Source organism: Mycolicibacterium stellerae, from assembly GCF_003719305.1.
GTDB lineage: Bacteria > Actinomycetota > Actinomycetes > Mycobacteriales > Mycobacteriaceae > Mycobacterium > Mycobacterium stellerae.
The window spans coordinates 92912-106933 of record NZ_RARC01000005.1; the positions used below are offsets into that span (position 1 = coordinate 92912).

The window sequence follows — 14022 nt, forward strand, 5'->3', positions numbered from 1 at the left end:
CATGGACCGCTGGCAGTATCTGATCGTGCTGGGCGCCTGCCTGGTGATCACCGCGCCGCTGGAGTTCTTCGGCGAGGGTGTCTACCGGCAGGCGCGCCGCGCCGCGTTCGCGGTGCTGCCCGTTGCGGCCGTGTTCGTGGTGTGGGATGCGGTCGCGATCGCCGCGCAGATTTGGACGTACAACCCGAAATACGTGACCGGCATCGAGCTGCCCGCCGACATCCCGATCGAGGAGTTGCTGTTCTTCATCGTGATCCCGCTGTGCGGGCTGTTCACCTACAACGCCGTCGACACGATGCTGACGTATCTGCGTAAGAAGTTCGGCGCAAGAACGGACCAGTCGACGTGACGGGGCTGGGCTACACGCTGCCCGCCGTGGTGGCGGTGATCGCGGTGTGCGCGTTGGAGTTCGGCGTCCTGCACACCGGCCTGTTCCGCAGGCCGGCCTACTGGATCTCGATGGTGATCGTGTTCGGATTCCAGATCCCAGTCGACGGCTGGCTCACCAAGCTGTCCGCGCCGATCGTGATCTACGACGACAGTCACACCAGCGGCATCAGGTTTCCGTTCGACATCCCCGTCGAGGACTTCCTGTTCGGCTTCGCTCTGGTAACCGCGGTGCTGCTGCTGTGGGAGCGTCAGCGGCTCCGCGATCGCAAGGTTGGGAGTTCGCAATGACCGACAGCAAGTCCGAGGTGCCCGCCGCGTTCGACGCGGGCGCGGCCGCCTACGACGGCCTTGTGGACGCCAACCCCGGCTATCACCGGCACCTGCGGATGTCGGCTGCGCGCATGCGGCTTACCAACGGCGGCAAGGGACTACGGCTGCTCGACGCCGGCTGCGGCACCGGTGCGTCAACCGCGGCGCTGCTGTCGGTTGCCCCACAGGCCGACATCGTGGCCGTCGACGCATCGTCTGGCATGCTGGCCGAGGCGGCAGGCAAGCGCTGGCCCTCGACGGTCCGGTTCGTGCACAGCCGCATCGAAGAGCTCGCAGCCGCGGGGATCGAAGGGCCGTTCGACGGCATCTTCGCGGCCTACCTGCTGCGCAACCTTTCCGATCCCGACACCCAGTTGAGCGAGTTTCGAACACTGTTGCGGCCGGGGGCGACGCTCGCGGTGCACGAGTACTCGGTGCGCGACTCGCGGATCGCGACGGCCATGTGGAACACGGTCTGCGCGACGATCATCATCCCGATGGGCAAACTGCGCAGCGGTGACGCAGGCCTCTACCGGTACCTGCGGCGCAGCGTGAACGAATTCGACGGGGCGGAGGCGTTTCTGAACCGGCTGCGGGCCACCGGCTTCACCGATGCCCGCAGGGAGACGATGCCGGGCTGGCAGCGCAATATCGTGCACACCTTCCTCGCCCAGGCCCCACGATGACCGACCCGCGCCGGGCCAGCCATCCCGCAATCCCTGGCCTGCCCGATGCGAGTGGGTTGACCAGCACACCGCATGTCGTGGTGGTCGGCGGCGGCATCGCGGGGCTGGCGGCGGCGACCGGGCTGGTCGAGCGCGGCGTGACCGTCGACGTCGTCGAACGGGAGGACTATCTCGGCGGCCGTGTCGGCGGCTGGACCGAGCGCTCCGGGGACGGCGCCGAGCTACCGATGAACCGCGGCTTCCACGCGTTCTTCCGGCAGTATTACAACCTGCGGAACCTGTTGCGCCGCATCGACTCCGGGCTGGGCATGCTCATCGCTGTCGAGGACTACCCGCTTGTCGACGGGCAGGGCAGGCGCGACACGTTCGCCGGCCTGCCCCGGACGCCGCCCCTGAACGCCATCGCGTTCGCACTGCGAAGCCCGACGTTCCGGCTGCGGGATCTGGTCCGGCTCAACGCGCGTGCGGCCGCGCCGCTGGCAGCGGTGTCGGTCCCCGACATCTACCAGCGGCTCGACCATCTGGATGCCGACGGCTTCCTGCGTGCCATCAACTTCCCCTCGGCGGCAAGACATCTCGCGTTCGAGGTGTTCTCCCGCAGCTTCTTCGCCGAGCCGGGTGCGCTGTCCGCGGCCGAGCTGGCCACCATGTTCCACATCTATTTCCTTGGCTCCAGCGAGGGCCTGATCTTCGATGTGGCGAACGCCAACTTCGATGTCGCGCTGTGGAATCCGCTGCGCCAGTATCTGGAATCGCGCGGCGCGAAGTTCCACACCGGGGTTTCCGTCAACCAGGTGACCACCGAGCCGCGTCTTCGTGTGCACTGCGATTCGGGCGTCGACTTCGAATGCGACGGAATGGTATTGGCCACCGACGTCGCAGGCCTGCAGCGCATCGTCGAGGCTTCGGCCGGGCTGGGCGACGACGCCTGGCGGGCGCGAATCGCCGCGATGGGAACCGCTCCCCCGTTCGTGGTTGCCAGGCTGTGGCTGGACCGGCCGGTGAACGCAGACCGGGCACCGTTCCTCGGGACGGGTGGCCGTCCACCGCTGGACAATGTCAGCGTGCTCGAGCGTTACGAGAAGGAAGCGGCCGGTTGGTCGCGCCGCACCGGCGGCTCCGTCGTCGAGCTGCATTCCTACGCCGTGACAGCGCCCGCCGAAGACCTCGGCGACCGGATGCTCGCCCGGCTGCACGAGCTCTACCCGGAGATCAGAGACGCCAAGATCGTCGACGAGCGGGTGCTGACCCGTGACGACTGCCCCCGATTCGCGCCGGGCGACCACGCCGCACGGCCGACGGTCACCACCCCGCACCCCGCGGTCGCGCTGGCCGGCGACGGCATCCGCATCGACCTGCCCGTGGCATTGATGGAACGCGCCGCCACCACGGGCTGGGCGGCGGCGAACCGACTGCTGGCCCACTACGGGCTGGCCGGACATGTCCTGCACACCGTCCCTGTGCAGGGCCGATCCGGCGCGCTGCGACGGCTCGCGCAACTGGACAGGCGGCCGGTGCGATGAGCAAGCTCGGCGGGCTGACGGCGAAATGGGCGAAATCCTCGCCGTTCAAAGTCCTTCCGCGTGAACAGTGGGCACGCCAGCGCCCCACCTACAAGGACGCCGAGCCTGCGATCATCGACGCCGCGCTGCAACGCTCGCAGCGCAGACCGACCGGTAACTGGTATGCGTTCGCGTCGAGCGAAACGATCCGCAAACGACCGCACGGCGCGTCGGTCGGGGGGGTGGAGGTCGTGGCGTGGCGCGACATGGACGACACCCTGCACGTCGGTCCTGCGACCTGTCCGCACCTCGGCGCCGACCTGGCGACGGGCACGGTGGACTGCGGTGCGCTCATCTGTCCGTGGCACGGGCTGCGGCTCGAGGGCGGCCGCGAATTCGGATGGAAGCCGTACCCGGCTTACGACGACGGGGTGCTCGCCTGGGTTCGGCTTGATCGCATCGGCGGCGAGGAACCGACCGATGTGCCCGTGGTGCCCGCCAGGCCAGAAGGGGCGAGCATGCACGCCGTCACACGACTGGTCGGCACGTGCGAACCCAGCGACATCATCGCCAACCGGCTCGATCCGTGGCACGGCGCCTGGTATCACCCGTACTCGTTCGCCCACCTCGACGTGTTGTCCGCACCGCCTGCGGATGTCGACCTAGCCGAAGAGCAGGACCGCTTCCTTGTGCCGGTGACGTTTCACATCGGCCGGTTCGGGGTGCCCGTCGTCGCGGAGTTCTCCGCCCCCGGGCCGCGCACCATCGTCATGCGCATCGTCGACGGCGAGGGCACCGGCAGCGTCGTCGAAACCCACGCCACACCCGTCGGCCCAGGGCCAGACGGGCTGCCGCGCAGCGCGGTGATCGAGGCCGTCATCGCCCATTCCGACCGACCCGGCTTCGTGCACGCGCTGCGCGCGCGGCCGCTGATCGCGCCGTTCATGCGGGGCGCAGCGGCCAGGCTGTGGCGCGACGACCTGGCCTACGCCGAGCGGCGCTACCGGGTGCGCAGCCGCGGCTAAGACGCGACGACGATCTCGGCCTTGTCCGGGTAGAACGCGACGTGGCCCGCGATATCGGCCACCGCCGGGTATGGCTGCTCGTAGGTCCAGATCACGTCGGTGACAGTGTCGCCGGATTCGGACGTCGCCACGCTGTAGTAAGTGGCGTCGCCCTTGTACGGGCAGTACGTGGTGGTGCTGCTCGGCTTAAGCACGTTCTGTGCGACGTCGCGCATCGGGATGTACTGCACCGCGGGATAGGTGGATTCCTGCAGGGTCAACGAGTCGTCGGTGTCGGCGACGACGACGCCGTTCACCAGCACCGTGACGTGCTTGCCTGTCGGTTGGACGGTGATCGGGTGGTTGGCGGTGGGCAGGTGGACGGGTTTCTCGGTCATGGCTGTCTCCTGACGGATGGGATGGCCCATCTCAATAGTCGCAACCTGACAAGACGCGCCTTTTCTTCCTGCTGCGCCGATAGCATCGCCCAATGACTGATCGCGGACCGGCCTCCGCCAAGGCGGAGGTCACCATCGATGCCGAACCCGCCACGGTATACGGCCTCATCACAAACCTGCCCACGCTGGCGTCGCTGGCCGAGGAGGCCGAGGCGATGAAGTGGTGCAAGGGCGACGGGGTGGCGCCGGGCGCGGTGTTCAAGGGCACCAACCGCAACGGCTTGCGGCGCTGGACGACCACGTGCACTGTGACCGACGCCGATCCGGGTCGCGCGTTCGCGTTCGACGTGAGCTACCTCGGGGTGCCGATCGCACACTGGCGCTACGACATCACCGCCAAGGACGGCGGTTGCCTGGTCAGCGAGGGGACATGGGATCGTCGGCCAGGCTGGATGGCGAAGGCGGGCGGTCTCGCCACCGGGGTCAGCGACCGTGACACCGCCAACGACGGCCACATCAGGCTGACCCTGAAGCGGCTGAAGGAGAGGGCCGAAGCCGGGTGACGATCAACCGGCTAGCAACTCCGAAACACCCACTCCTCTAGAGCATCTGCGGCCAATCGATAACCCACGTCACCGGAAGCCACGGAAATGACGAGGTCGTAGGCAGCGTCATCCGGTGCATCAAGTGTGTAGCCGTTCAGCCCGTAGAAGGCATATACCGACAGCCAGCCAAGGCGCTTGTTTCCGTCAACCAAAGGATGGTTGGTGAGGATCGATTCCAGCAGGACCGCCGCCTTTTGGTGAATGGACTCGTATGCGTCTTCACCGAACACCGTCGACTGCGGACGGTGCGCTGCGGAATCAAGCAGTCCGACATCCCTGACCACCAATTGGCCGAGATCGTGTGCCAGCGCTAAAAGGTCTTCGAGGCTGAGGTACCTGACGCTCACTGTGCCAGGCGGTCGAGCAATGCTGCGTAGCGAGAACGCCCCGCTTTCGACAGCTCGCGCACCCGGTCGTCGTGTAGCCGCCGCGCCGCGGTCTCAAGAATGGAGCGCACAACCGCTTCCTGCTTGCTGATGCCATCGGCTTCAGCCAGGCGCGTGAGCCAGCGGTCTTGCTCTTCGGTCAAGCGCAGGGTCATCGCCATGAGTCGATGGTATCAATCTGATACCACTTTCACGGCCGACCGGCGATCTTGTCGGCGACGACGGCGACCGGCGACGTGCTGGATCGGCCGCGGGCCTCATGCCAGTCGGCCACTTTGTAGGCCAGGTACATGCTGCGCACGCCCAGCCAGCGAAGCGGCTCGGGCTCCCAGTTCGGCGATTGGTGGCCCACCCACGGCAGCTCGGTCAAGGGTGACTTCTGGTCCAGGACCAGATCGGCGAGGGTGCGGCCGGCCAGGTTCGTCGCGGTGACCCCGTGGCCGACGTATCCACCTGCCCAACCCAATCCGGTGGCCTTGTCGAGTGCGACACCGGCCGACCAATCCCGCGGCACCGCCAGCACACCGCACCAGCCGTGCGCGATCGGCACGTCGCGGACCTGGGGCAGCGCCCCGTGCAGCACCTCGGTCAGGTACGTGATCGTCGCATCGGGCACCCGCCCGTCGACGTCGGTGCGTGAGGCGTAGCGGTACGGCACGCTGCGGCCGCCGATCGCAATTCGGTTGTCGACGGTGCGCTGTGCGTAGAAGAAGCCGTGCGCGGCGTCGCCGACGGTCTCGCGACCGCGCCAGCCGATGCTGTCCCACAGATCATCGGAGATCGGCTCCGTGGCGATCATCGAGCTGTTCATCGGCAGCCACCGGCGGCGCAGCCCGGGCAGCCTGGCGGTGAAGCCCTCGGTCGCGCGCAGCACCATCGGGGCGGTGACGGTGCCATGCGGTGTGGTCACCCTGCCCGCGTCGATCGCGGTGACCGGTGACTGCTCATAGATGTCGACACCCAGAGCCTCCACGGTGTCGGCGAGACCGCGGGCCAGCTGCGCGGGCTGGATGCGGGCGCAGTGCGGATTGTGATAGGCCGCCACCACATTCGCGAACCGGATGCGTTCGGCCGCTTCGGCTTTCGTGAGCACCGCGATGCCGTCGACCTTCCAGCTGAGCTCGTCTTCGGCTTCCGCGGACAGCCGTGCGGCCTGCGCGGCGTTGCGGGCGATCTGCAGTGTGCCGCCCTTGACAATGCCCGCGTCGATGCCTTCGCGCGCCGCGACGTCGATCACCTCGTCGACCGAGTCGTTCAGCGCCCGCTGCCAGGCCACCACCCCGTCCCGACCATGCTGTAGCGCCATTCTGTTGCGGTCACCGGGCACCAGCCCCGACAGCCAGCCACCGTTGCGGCCGGACGCGCCGAACCCGGCGAACCGGGCCTCGGCGACGGCGATCCGCAGCGACGGGTCCGCCCGCTTCAGGTAGTACGCCGTCCACAATCCGGTGTAGCCGGCCCCGACGATGCAGACGTCGGCGTCGCGGTCGCCGGGCAGCGAAGGCCGGTAGGCGGGCAGCTCGTCGTACCAGTTGGACACCTGACCGTTGATCGTGGGCACCGAGCGATTCTCGCAGGAGGCCGAACTTGTCGGACGTCGGGCGCATTGTGGCGGTAACCATCGGAGGAAAGGAGACGCCATGTGCTGGAGATGCGACCATCCGAACGCCACCGCCGACGACTACCTCGACGAGTTGCGTAAGGCCGTACGCGAACACGGTTGGGCGGTGCAGTACGTCGAAAGTGACCGAACCCCATTCGGATACACCGTTGGTCTGCATGACTGCGGACTGCCGGAACTTCTGGTCACCGGCGTGTCTGCACCTCGTGCCGAACGCCTGTTGAACACGGTCGCCAAGGACATGATGGGCGGAAGGGTGTTGTCGCCGGGTCAGAAGATCGCGGTTCGGTCAGGCCCGCTGATCGAGGTTGTCGAGGTGGCCAATCCCGACATTCACATGGAGTGGGCGGTGGCGTTCGGCGGCCAGGAGCTACGGGCGCTGCAACTGGTGTGGGCGGACGGCCGAGGCCGGTGGCCGTGGGCCGCAGCGTTCAGCGACGGCCGGGGCAGGCAGCCGGTGCTCGGCAAGCGGGGGCCTCAGAACGCGTAGCGGTGGTACTGCGCCATGTAGCGCAGCTTCGACGACAGCGACATCACCTTGGCCATCACCCGGAACGGCCGAGACACGTCGGCGAAGGTCGATGAATCGAACGGCGACACCCACTGCAGCAACCGCAGGCCGGGCACCGCCTCGAGGATGTCCTGTGGGCCGTCGATGCCCCAGTACAGCGTCGCGCCAGACCGCCTCACCACGGCGTTGGTCCACTGCGTCTTGATGCCCAACCGGCTGAACGCGTCGAACTGCAACTCACCGGACGGGGCGTGGTCGACGATCCGGCGCAGCAGCGCGATCCCGTCCGCCTCGGTGAGGTACATCGTCAGCCCCTCGCCGATCATCAGCGTCGGCCGGTCGGCGGGGATGTCGGCGAGCCAGGCCGGGTCGGTCACGGATGCCGCCACGATGTGGCAGTGCTCCCGCGGCGGGAACAGCTGCCTTCGCAGGCCCGCTACGTCGGGATAGTCGACGTCGTACCACTCGACACCGGGCCCAGGGTCAAGCCGGTAGTACCGGCTGTCCAGTCCGCAGCCGAGGTGCAGCACCCTCGCCTCCGGATGCACGGCAAGAAACTGCGCTGCCCAGTTATCGAAGTGCGCCGATCGGGTGGTCACCGCCGGTGAATTGCGCGCCGTGATCGTCGTCTGCGACCAGTCGTAGTCGATGCGGTCGACGATGTCTTTGGCCCACCGGTCGCCGAGGATCGGCTTCTCGAGGTCGGCATCCAGCGCTTTGGCGTAGAACGTCGCCAACATGGTCTGAGGAGCTCCGGACAGATCGACGTGCAGTTTCTCCGTCACGACACCCGAGACTAGTCCTGCCTGTACAACCCGCCGTAGGTTTGAACGCGCCGCCGCGCGTCGTTCAGCCGGACTGCTTGCTCTTGCGCTTCGCGTCCCGCAGTCCCACCCAGAACCGCGCAGCCTCGCGAATGGATTCCTCGATTGGCCTTGGCTGCCAACCCAATTCGCGTCGCGCCTTGGCACAGTCGACCGGCGCTTCGGCACGCATCAGGCGCAGCGACGCCAGCGAGAGCTGCTCGTCGGTGCCCCGCAGCCGCGCCTTGACAGTCCCCATAGTTGCCAGCGCGTACGACACCGCCAACGGCAGCGACTTGGCCGGCGGCGCAACCCCTGCCGCCTCCGCCGCGATGCGCGCCACCTCGGTGTTGGTGATCATCTTCTCCGAGATGAGGTACCGCTCGCCGACGCGGCCATGTTCGGCGGCCAGGATGAGCGCGCGGGCGGCGTCGTCGACGCCGACGGCCTCCAACTCGATGCCCTTCATCACGAAGGGCAGCTTGCCGAACGCCGCGCCCGCGATGATCGCGCCGTGCGGTGTCCGGCCCCAGTCGCGCCCGCCGTAGGTGGTCGACACGCACATCGCGATCGCGGGCAGGCCGTGCTCGCGGGCATACCGGAGCACCAGTTCCTCGGCCTGCACCCGCGAACGGACATACGGTGTGAGCCCACGGTCGACGATCGCGTCGTCCTCGGTGGCGACGCGGCCTCGCTTGCGGCCGACCGTCACATAGCTGCTGGTGAAGATGAAGCGCCGGAGGACCCCGTCTTTCTGGACATCCTTGGCGACCTCCAGCACGTTTCGGGTGCCTTCGACGTTGGTGCGGAACAGCGGCGCCGGGTCCCTGAGCCAGCCGCGGGTGTCGACGACGCAGTAGTAGACGACATCGCAGCCGGCCATCGCCTCGCGCAGCGCGGCGTCGTTCCAGATGTCGCCGACGAACCGGGTGGTCTTCAGGTCGTCGATGCCGATGGTGTTGGCGCCGTCGCGCACCATCACCCGCACGTCGTTGCCGTCGTCGACGAGTCGGCGCGTGACGTGGCTGCCGAGATAGCCGTTGGCGCCGATGACGAGAACGGTCATCGCGCGAACTGCTTCATCCAGGCGGCGGCCTCGTCGGGCAGCGTGCCCAGCTCTTCGGCCTTGCGGCACCACTTCGCCGTCGCGGACACGAACCGAAGCGGATTGTAGATGTCCTCCTGGCGACACCACTGTCCGTCGCCCGCGTAGGTGATGATCGAGATGTTCGTCGCGCTGACGATGGTGCCGTCACCCGGATCGCGCATCGGGTTGTCCAGCTCGCAGATGACCCGGCCGGTCGGTTCGTCGACGACCGACCACAGCGACGGAAAGTGCGTCATGTAGCTGCCGGGGAAGGTCTCCATGGTCTGCCAGATCCACTTCCGGACCTCCTCGCGGCCGCGCATGGTGCCCGCCGCGTGCTCGACATAGACGATGTCGGGGCTGTACTGCGCGACCCACGGATCCCAGTCACGGGTCTTGGCGGCCCGGTCCACCGTCGCTTCGAAATTCGCGAATGCCTCTGCCAGCTCCTCGCGCGTGAACACCTTGCTCGTCACGGGACAAACTAGAACACGTTCTAGGCGTGTTTGTCGAGCGCCCTTCCCCCGCGAGCAGACGCAAAAGTCCCCATCTCGGGGTGCTTTTGGGGCACTTTGCGTCTGCTCGCCGGGGGTATCAGGCGCTGAGCACCTGGCGGTCGCCGAGCGGCGCCTGCAGCGGCACCTCGAGCGTGCCGAACAGCGCGATCATGATGCACGCCCGGCCCGTCGCCTCGGGCAGGGTGCCGCCATGCAGGTCGACGGTGACCGTCTGCTCTGTTTCCTGCACGGTCGCGTGCACGCCGTAGCAGGTGTCTGTGCCCGAGGTGAAGTTCACGTTCACCGCGTTGTCGGCGGCCGCGCGACTCCACGACTCCACCTGCATCGGGTGCGAATCGACGATCGTCGGATTGTCGATGAACACGACGCCGCCCGGTGGCACCTCTGGCGGTGCGGTCGACTCGGCCGACGCAAAAGGACCGGTGATCGCCAATAGAACCAGACTCGAAACCATCGCCAACACTGTCCGCATGTGTCCACGGTAACTGCGCTGACCTGGATTAATCGAGATACGTATACCGTTGTAGTAACGCCATGAAACCCACCTTTCACAAGAATCCCGAAGCGGTCGGTGCCTTGTCACCGGAGCAGTATCACGTCACGCAGAAGAACGGCACCGAGCGGCCGTTCACCGGCGAGTACTGGGACAACCACGAGCCCGGAATCTATGTCGACGTCGTCTCGGGCGAGCCCCTGTTCGCATCGGTCGACAAGTTCGAAAGCGGCAGCGGTTGGCCGAGCTTCACCAAACCGATCGAGCGCGAAAACGTGCTCGAGAAGCGCGACTTCTCGCACCTGATGATCCGCACCGAGGTGCGCTCGGCGCACGGTGACAGCCACCTGGGCCACGTGTTCACCGACGGCCCGAAGGACGAGGGCGGGTTGCGGTACTGCATCAACTCGGCTTCGCTGAGGTTCATCCACCTCGACGACCTCGAGGCGCAAGGTTACGGCGAGTACAAGAAGCTGTTCACGACGGAGGAAGCACAGGAATGAGCGACTATCAGAAGGCGATCCTGGCGGGCGGCTGCTTCTGGGGCATGCAGGACCTGATCCGCAAGCAGCCAGGCGTCGTCTCGACCCGGGTCGGGTACACCGGTGGCGAGAACGCGAATGCCACCTACCGCAACCACCCGGGGCATGCCGAGGCGATCGAGATCACCTACGACCCCGCGCAGACCGACTACCGGGCGCTGCTGGAGTTCTTCTTCCAGATCCACGATCCGACGACGAAGAACCGGCAGGGCAACGACGTCGGCAGCAGCTACCGCTCCGCGATCTTCTACACCGACGAGGAGCAGAAGCGCGTCGCGCTTGACACCATCGCCGACGTCGAGGCCTCCGGGCTGTGGCCGGGCAAGGTCGTCACCGAAGTCACTCCCGCGAGCGACTTCTGGGAGGCCGAGCCCGAGCACCAGGACTACCTGGAGCGCCTGCCGTGGGGCTACACGTGCCACTTTCCTCGGCCGGACTGGAAGCTGCCGAAGCGGGCGACGCAAGAGGCGTGACCATTGACAGCGTTGGCTGGCAAACAGCCAACGCTGCTCAGAGCGTAGGGAAACACCCTATTTCTATGGTGGAGATCCCGCAGTAGGGTCCCGCCAACGGCATGTACTTCAACCGCGAAGCAGGCCGGTAGGAGGGCAGTCCCATGCTTAACCTTGACTTGCGTGAGCGATCGACGTTCCCGGCGGCCGCTGCCGCGGGCCTGCTCGCCTGCGGACTGGTCGCCGTGCCGGTTCCCGCCCACGCGCTCCCGCCCGCCCCGTTGGCTCCGCCGGCCTGTCTGCAATGGGGCTTCGCGGGTCCCACCGGCATCGTCGCCAACGGGAAGACCATAGTCACGTTCAACGGGGACGGACCGAGCGTCAACACCTCGGCGACTGCGAACAACCTCACGGTCCCCATCAGCGGTTTCGTGGACGCGAATAAGTTCATCAGCCTTTCTGTATCCATGCCGGGACCGCCACCCGCCACTGAGACCTATGCCGGCGCTGTCGGTGACGATGGAATCGCGCGGGGCAGAATCTCCAACACGTCGCCGATTGTGCAATCAGGCGGTGAGTGGAGTACGGCGGCGCCCCTCAAGTGCATCAAGGAAGCGGCACCTGAGAAGCCCAAGGAGGGCCCGACGGTGTCCTTCGATCCCATCATCGGTGGGCTGAACGTCCACATCACCGACCGCAGCGGCGTCACCTCCCAGTGCACCTATGACGCGGACGGATTCACCCGCACCTTCCGGTTGGAGGCGAACTCCTCAACCGATCTCAAGATCGTCCCCGCCATCCCGAAGTTGGACAACTGGAACATCAACGTCACGTGCGACAACGGAACAAGTACGCAGACCACGCAGTTCTTCTAAACCCCGTGGGCTCGTAGCTGATAGAGCCCGTGGGTGATCGAAACGGTTTGGCCGGCATCGTCGCAGACCACAGCGTCCAGGACGAAGTCGGCCTTACCCTTCTCGGCGGCCTCTGCCTCGACGCGCGCGATCTCGTCCTCGTCGAGGCTCGCATGCGCGAGTAGGTCGGTGCGGGCCATCCCGGTGAACTTGATGTCGACGTTCTTCACCAGCGGGTAGTACTTGGCGGAGTCGAACGTGGCGATGGCGATGACGCCGCCGAGCATCTCGGCGACGGTGAACTGCACCCCGGCGTATATCACCCCGAAGTGGTTACCGTTGCCCTCCAACGGCACCGATGCGACGGCGTGGCCGCGGCGCGCCTCGACCACCCTGACACCCATTTTGTGCACCGGCGGGATGGTCGACGCCATCGCGCCGTTCATCATGTCGACGAGGTTGCTCACCCCGGTGACACTACTTGCGGCGGCTCACCACGACGCGCCCGCCGTCCTTGGGCGTATACGCGACGCCGCGGTGGTGGGCTTTCTCGGCGGGGGCGTCATCGGTCTCGATTCGGAAGTGGGCCAACACAGTCCGCAGCACGACGTCCATCTCGGTGTTCGCAAACGCGGCCCCGATGCAGCGGCGCGTGCCGCCGCCGAACGGCAGCCAGGCGAAGGTCGGGGGCTTGTCGTCGACGAAGCGGTGCGGATCGAACCGCTCTGGCTCTGGGAAGATGTCGGCGTTCTCATGCAGATCGGCGATGCTGACGAGAATCGAGTGGCCGTGCGGGATCTCCCATTCGCCCAGGTCGAATTTCGCCGCCTTGACGTGGCGGCCCGCGAAATCGATCACCGTTCGTGCCCGCTGAAGTTCGAGGATGGTGGCCTGCCGGAAATCGGTGCCACCCTCGTCGACCTCCTTGACCAGTTCGGCCAGGACATCGGGGTGGCGACGCAGCCGCTCGAAGGCCCACCCCAACGAGGATGCCGTGGTTTCATGCCCCGCACCGAGCAGGGTGAGCAGCTCGTCGGAGACGTCCTGCCGTGACATGGCGGTGCCGTCCTCGTACCGGCTGCGCAGCAGCAGCGCCAGAATGTCGGACCGCTCATCGAGATTCGGATCCGCTTCGGCCTTGTCGATCAATGCGAACACCACGCGGTCAAACTCCCGGCGGAAGGCCTCCAGCTTGCCCCACGGGCTTCGGCGGCCCGTGCGGAATGGCGGCTCGGGCACGGTGGCCATTCGCGATCCCAGCTTGACCCACGGCGGGATGATCTCGCGCAGGATGTCGAGCTCTTCTCCGTCGGCGCCGAACACGGTCCGCAGGATGACGTTCAGCGTGATCCGGTTCATCGGCTCGAGCGTGCGAAACTCGTTGCCCTCGGGCCAGGTTGCGCTTTCGCGCAGTGTCTCCTCTTCGATGACCTTCTCGTAGTTCTTGATGCTCTGGCCGTGGAAGGGCGGAGCGAGCAGCTTGCGCCTGTTCCGATGCGCCTTGCCGTCGAGAGCGAACACCGATCCTGGGCCGAAGATGCGGCTGAGGTTCGGCTGGACATTGATCAGGTCGTCGGTGCTCGCCATGAACACCGACCGCACGAGCTCAGGGTCGGAGACGACTACGGTGCGACCGAAGAACGGGATGTTGATGGCGAACACCTGCCCGAACCGCTTGGCACCTTCTCGCATCGTCTTGCGGCGAAACGCGGCGAAGGCGACGCCCTGCACGACCTTTGGCAGCCGCGGCTCGGGCGGACGCTTTCCCCGGTGGTCCGACGAGGGCGTGTCCGCGTCGACGGCGGCTGTCTCGGTCATGGCGCATCACTCCAACCCTGTCTGTGGTACCGCTTCGTACCGT

20 protein-coding genes are annotated in these 14022 nt (G+C 66.7%); 10 read left to right on the forward strand and 10 right to left on the reverse strand.

Annotated elements, in window-relative coordinates:
• Position 1 precedes the first annotated feature (1 nt).
• The 5 genes from D6M19_RS09145 to D6M19_RS09165 are packed head-to-tail and all read left to right on the forward strand — an operon-like array spanning position 2 to position 3912.
• Positions 2-349, forward strand: a complete 348-nt coding sequence (locus tag D6M19_RS09145; protein ID WP_123024887.1) for a lycopene cyclase domain-containing protein — start codon at positions 2-4, stop codon at positions 347-349.
• Positions 346-678: a lycopene cyclase domain-containing protein gene (locus tag D6M19_RS09150; protein WP_123024888.1), complete on the forward strand. Its 333-nt coding sequence runs from the start codon at positions 346-348 to the stop codon at positions 676-678. The genes D6M19_RS09145 and D6M19_RS09150 overlap by 4 nt, the downstream gene beginning before the upstream one ends.
• The gene (locus D6M19_RS09155; RefSeq protein WP_123024889.1) at positions 675-1385 is read left to right on the forward strand and encodes a class I SAM-dependent methyltransferase; all 711 of its coding nucleotides are present in this window, start codon (positions 675-677) and stop codon (positions 1383-1385) included. Before D6M19_RS09150 ends, D6M19_RS09155 begins: the two co-directional genes overlap by 4 nt.
• Positions 1382-2908, forward strand: a complete 1527-nt coding sequence (locus D6M19_RS09160) for an FAD-dependent oxidoreductase (protein ID WP_123024890.1) — start codon at positions 1382-1384, stop codon at positions 2906-2908. The genes D6M19_RS09155 and D6M19_RS09160 overlap by 4 nt, the downstream gene beginning before the upstream one ends.
• Positions 2905-3912, forward strand: a complete 1008-nt coding sequence (locus D6M19_RS09165) for a Rieske (2Fe-2S) protein (protein WP_123024891.1) — start codon at positions 2905-2907, stop codon at positions 3910-3912. The genes D6M19_RS09160 and D6M19_RS09165 overlap by 4 nt, the downstream gene beginning before the upstream one ends.
• On the opposite strand, the gene D6M19_RS09170 is transcribed toward D6M19_RS09165, so the two are convergent.
• On the reverse strand, positions 3909-4289 hold the full coding sequence (locus D6M19_RS09170; protein WP_123025038.1) for a DUF427 domain-containing protein: 381 nt from the start codon (positions 4287-4289) through the stop codon (positions 3909-3911). The genes D6M19_RS09165 and D6M19_RS09170 overlap by 4 nt on opposite strands.
• 92 nt (positions 4290-4381) lie before the next feature.
• On the opposite strand from D6M19_RS09170, the gene D6M19_RS09175 reads away from it, so the two are divergent.
• Entirely contained in the window at positions 4382-4852 is a 471-nt protein-coding gene (locus D6M19_RS09175) for an SRPBCC family protein (protein ID WP_123024892.1), read from the forward strand.
• Positions 4853-4863: 11 nt separating this feature from the next.
• Here D6M19_RS09175 and D6M19_RS09180 read toward each other — a convergent pair whose 3' ends face one another.
• Genes D6M19_RS09180 through D6M19_RS09190 form a run of 3 tightly spaced genes read right to left on the reverse strand, consistent with a single transcriptional unit; the run spans position 4864 to position 6841 of the window.
• The gene (locus D6M19_RS09180; RefSeq protein WP_123024893.1) at positions 4864-5241 is read right to left on the reverse strand and encodes a type II toxin-antitoxin system death-on-curing family toxin; all 378 of its coding nucleotides are present in this window, start codon (positions 5239-5241) and stop codon (positions 4864-4866) included.
• A complete protein-coding gene (locus D6M19_RS09185) occupies positions 5238-5441 on the reverse strand; it encodes a type II toxin -antitoxin system TacA 1-like antitoxin (RefSeq protein ID WP_123024894.1) in 204 nt (67 codons plus the stop codon). The genes D6M19_RS09180 and D6M19_RS09185 overlap by 4 nt, the downstream gene beginning before the upstream one ends.
• A 29-nt stretch (positions 5442-5470) precedes the next feature.
• Complete coding sequence (locus tag D6M19_RS09190; RefSeq protein WP_164478401.1) at positions 5471-6841, reverse strand: NAD(P)/FAD-dependent oxidoreductase; 1371 nt, start codon at positions 6839-6841, stop codon at positions 5471-5473.
• Between the two features lie 79 nt (positions 6842-6920).
• On the opposite strand from D6M19_RS09190, the gene D6M19_RS09195 reads away from it, so the two are divergent.
• Positions 6921-7391 (forward strand): DUF4262 domain-containing protein, encoded by a 471-nt coding sequence (locus tag D6M19_RS09195; RefSeq protein ID WP_123024896.1) that lies wholly within the window; start codon positions 6921-6923, stop codon positions 7389-7391.
• Here D6M19_RS09195 and D6M19_RS09200 read toward each other — a convergent pair.
• The 4 genes from D6M19_RS09200 to D6M19_RS09215 form a co-directional block, all read right to left on the reverse strand.
• Positions 7379-8152 carry a class I SAM-dependent methyltransferase gene (locus D6M19_RS09200; protein WP_123025039.1) on the reverse strand — a complete coding sequence of 258 codons (774 nt, stop codon included), beginning with the start codon at positions 8150-8152 and terminating at the stop codon, positions 7379-7381. The two genes, D6M19_RS09195 and D6M19_RS09200, sit on opposite strands and share 13 nt — an antisense overlap.
• Before the next feature lie 109 nt (positions 8153-8261).
• Complete coding sequence (locus tag D6M19_RS09205) at positions 8262-9281, reverse strand: NAD-dependent epimerase/dehydratase family protein (protein WP_123024897.1); 1020 nt, start codon at positions 9279-9281, stop codon at positions 8262-8264.
• Complete coding sequence (locus tag D6M19_RS09210) at positions 9278-9778, reverse strand: nuclear transport factor 2 family protein (RefSeq protein ID WP_123024898.1); 501 nt, start codon at positions 9776-9778, stop codon at positions 9278-9280. The genes D6M19_RS09205 and D6M19_RS09210 overlap by 4 nt, the downstream gene beginning before the upstream one ends.
• 118 nt (positions 9779-9896) lie before the next feature.
• Complete coding sequence (locus D6M19_RS09215; protein ID WP_123024899.1) at positions 9897-10292, reverse strand: hypothetical protein; 396 nt, start codon at positions 10290-10292, stop codon at positions 9897-9899.
• Between the two features lie 62 nt (positions 10293-10354).
• Here D6M19_RS09215 and msrB point away from each other — a divergent pair, with 62 nt between their 5' ends.
• The 3 genes from msrB (at position 10355) to D6M19_RS09230 (ending at position 12182) form a co-directional block, all read left to right on the forward strand.
• The gene (gene msrB, locus D6M19_RS09220; protein ID WP_123024900.1) at positions 10355-10816 is read left to right on the forward strand and encodes a peptide-methionine (R)-S-oxide reductase MsrB; all 462 of its coding nucleotides are present in this window, start codon (positions 10355-10357) and stop codon (positions 10814-10816) included.
• Positions 10813-11328: a peptide-methionine (S)-S-oxide reductase MsrA gene (msrA, locus tag D6M19_RS09225; protein ID WP_123024901.1), complete on the forward strand. Its 516-nt coding sequence runs from the start codon at positions 10813-10815 to the stop codon at positions 11326-11328. The genes msrB and msrA overlap by 4 nt, the downstream gene beginning before the upstream one ends.
• Before the next feature lie 143 nt (positions 11329-11471).
• Complete coding sequence (locus tag D6M19_RS09230; protein ID WP_123024902.1) at positions 11472-12182, forward strand: hypothetical protein; 711 nt, start codon at positions 11472-11474, stop codon at positions 12180-12182.
• On the opposite strand, the gene D6M19_RS09235 is transcribed toward D6M19_RS09230, so the two are convergent.
• Positions 12179-12610, reverse strand: a complete 432-nt coding sequence (locus D6M19_RS09235) for a YiiD C-terminal domain-containing protein (protein ID WP_123025040.1) — start codon at positions 12608-12610, stop codon at positions 12179-12181. The two genes, D6M19_RS09230 and D6M19_RS09235, sit on opposite strands and share 4 nt — an antisense overlap.
• 28 nt (positions 12611-12638) lie before the next feature.
• Positions 12639-13979, reverse strand: coding sequence for a cytochrome P450 (locus D6M19_RS09240; RefSeq protein ID WP_123024903.1), 1341 nt, complete (start codon positions 13977-13979; stop codon positions 12639-12641).
• Positions 13980-14022 lie beyond the last annotated feature (43 nt).

Excerpts from the sequence above, each read along its gene's own strand:
- msrA (WP_123024901.1), top strand. The coding sequence starts at position 10,813 with ATGAGCGACTATCAGAAGGCGATCCTGGCGGGCGGCTGCTTCTGGGGC.
- D6M19_RS09155 (WP_123024889.1), top strand. The coding sequence starts at position 675 with ATGACCGACAGCAAGTCCGAGGTGCCCGCCGCGTTCGACGCGGGCGCG.
- D6M19_RS09165 (WP_123024891.1), top strand. The coding sequence starts at position 2,905 with ATGAGCAAGCTCGGCGGGCTGACGGCGAAATGGGCGAAATCCTCGCCG.
- D6M19_RS09170 (WP_123025038.1), bottom strand. The coding sequence starts at position 4,289 with ATGACCGAGAAACCCGTCCACCTGCCCACCGCCAACCACCCGATCACC.
- D6M19_RS09145 (WP_123024887.1), top strand. The coding sequence starts at position 2 with ATGGACCGCTGGCAGTATCTGATCGTGCTGGGCGCCTGCCTGGTGATC.
- D6M19_RS09230 (WP_123024902.1), top strand. The coding sequence starts at position 11,472 with ATGCTTAACCTTGACTTGCGTGAGCGATCGACGTTCCCGGCGGCCGCT.
- D6M19_RS09185 (WP_123024894.1), bottom strand. The coding sequence starts at position 5,441 with ATGGCGATGACCCTGCGCTTGACCGAAGAGCAAGACCGCTGGCTCACG.
- msrB (WP_123024900.1), top strand. The coding sequence starts at position 10,355 with ATGAAACCCACCTTTCACAAGAATCCCGAAGCGGTCGGTGCCTTGTCA.
- D6M19_RS09175 (WP_123024892.1), top strand. The coding sequence starts at position 4,382 with ATGACTGATCGCGGACCGGCCTCCGCCAAGGCGGAGGTCACCATCGAT.
- D6M19_RS09160 (WP_123024890.1), top strand. The coding sequence starts at position 1,382 with ATGACCGACCCGCGCCGGGCCAGCCATCCCGCAATCCCTGGCCTGCCC.
- D6M19_RS09205 (WP_123024897.1), bottom strand. The coding sequence starts at position 9,281 with ATGACCGTTCTCGTCATCGGCGCCAACGGCTATCTCGGCAGCCACGTC.
- D6M19_RS09240 (WP_123024903.1), bottom strand. The coding sequence starts at position 13,979 with ATGACCGAGACAGCCGCCGTCGACGCGGACACGCCCTCGTCGGACCAC.
- D6M19_RS09215 (WP_123024899.1), bottom strand. The coding sequence starts at position 10,292 with ATGCGGACAGTGTTGGCGATGGTTTCGAGTCTGGTTCTATTGGCGATC.
- D6M19_RS09235 (WP_123025040.1), bottom strand. The coding sequence starts at position 12,610 with ATGATGAACGGCGCGATGGCGTCGACCATCCCGCCGGTGCACAAAATG.
- D6M19_RS09195 (WP_123024896.1), top strand. The coding sequence starts at position 6,921 with ATGTGCTGGAGATGCGACCATCCGAACGCCACCGCCGACGACTACCTC.
- D6M19_RS09200 (WP_123025039.1), bottom strand. The coding sequence starts at position 8,152 with ATGTTGGCGACGTTCTACGCCAAAGCGCTGGATGCCGACCTCGAGAAG.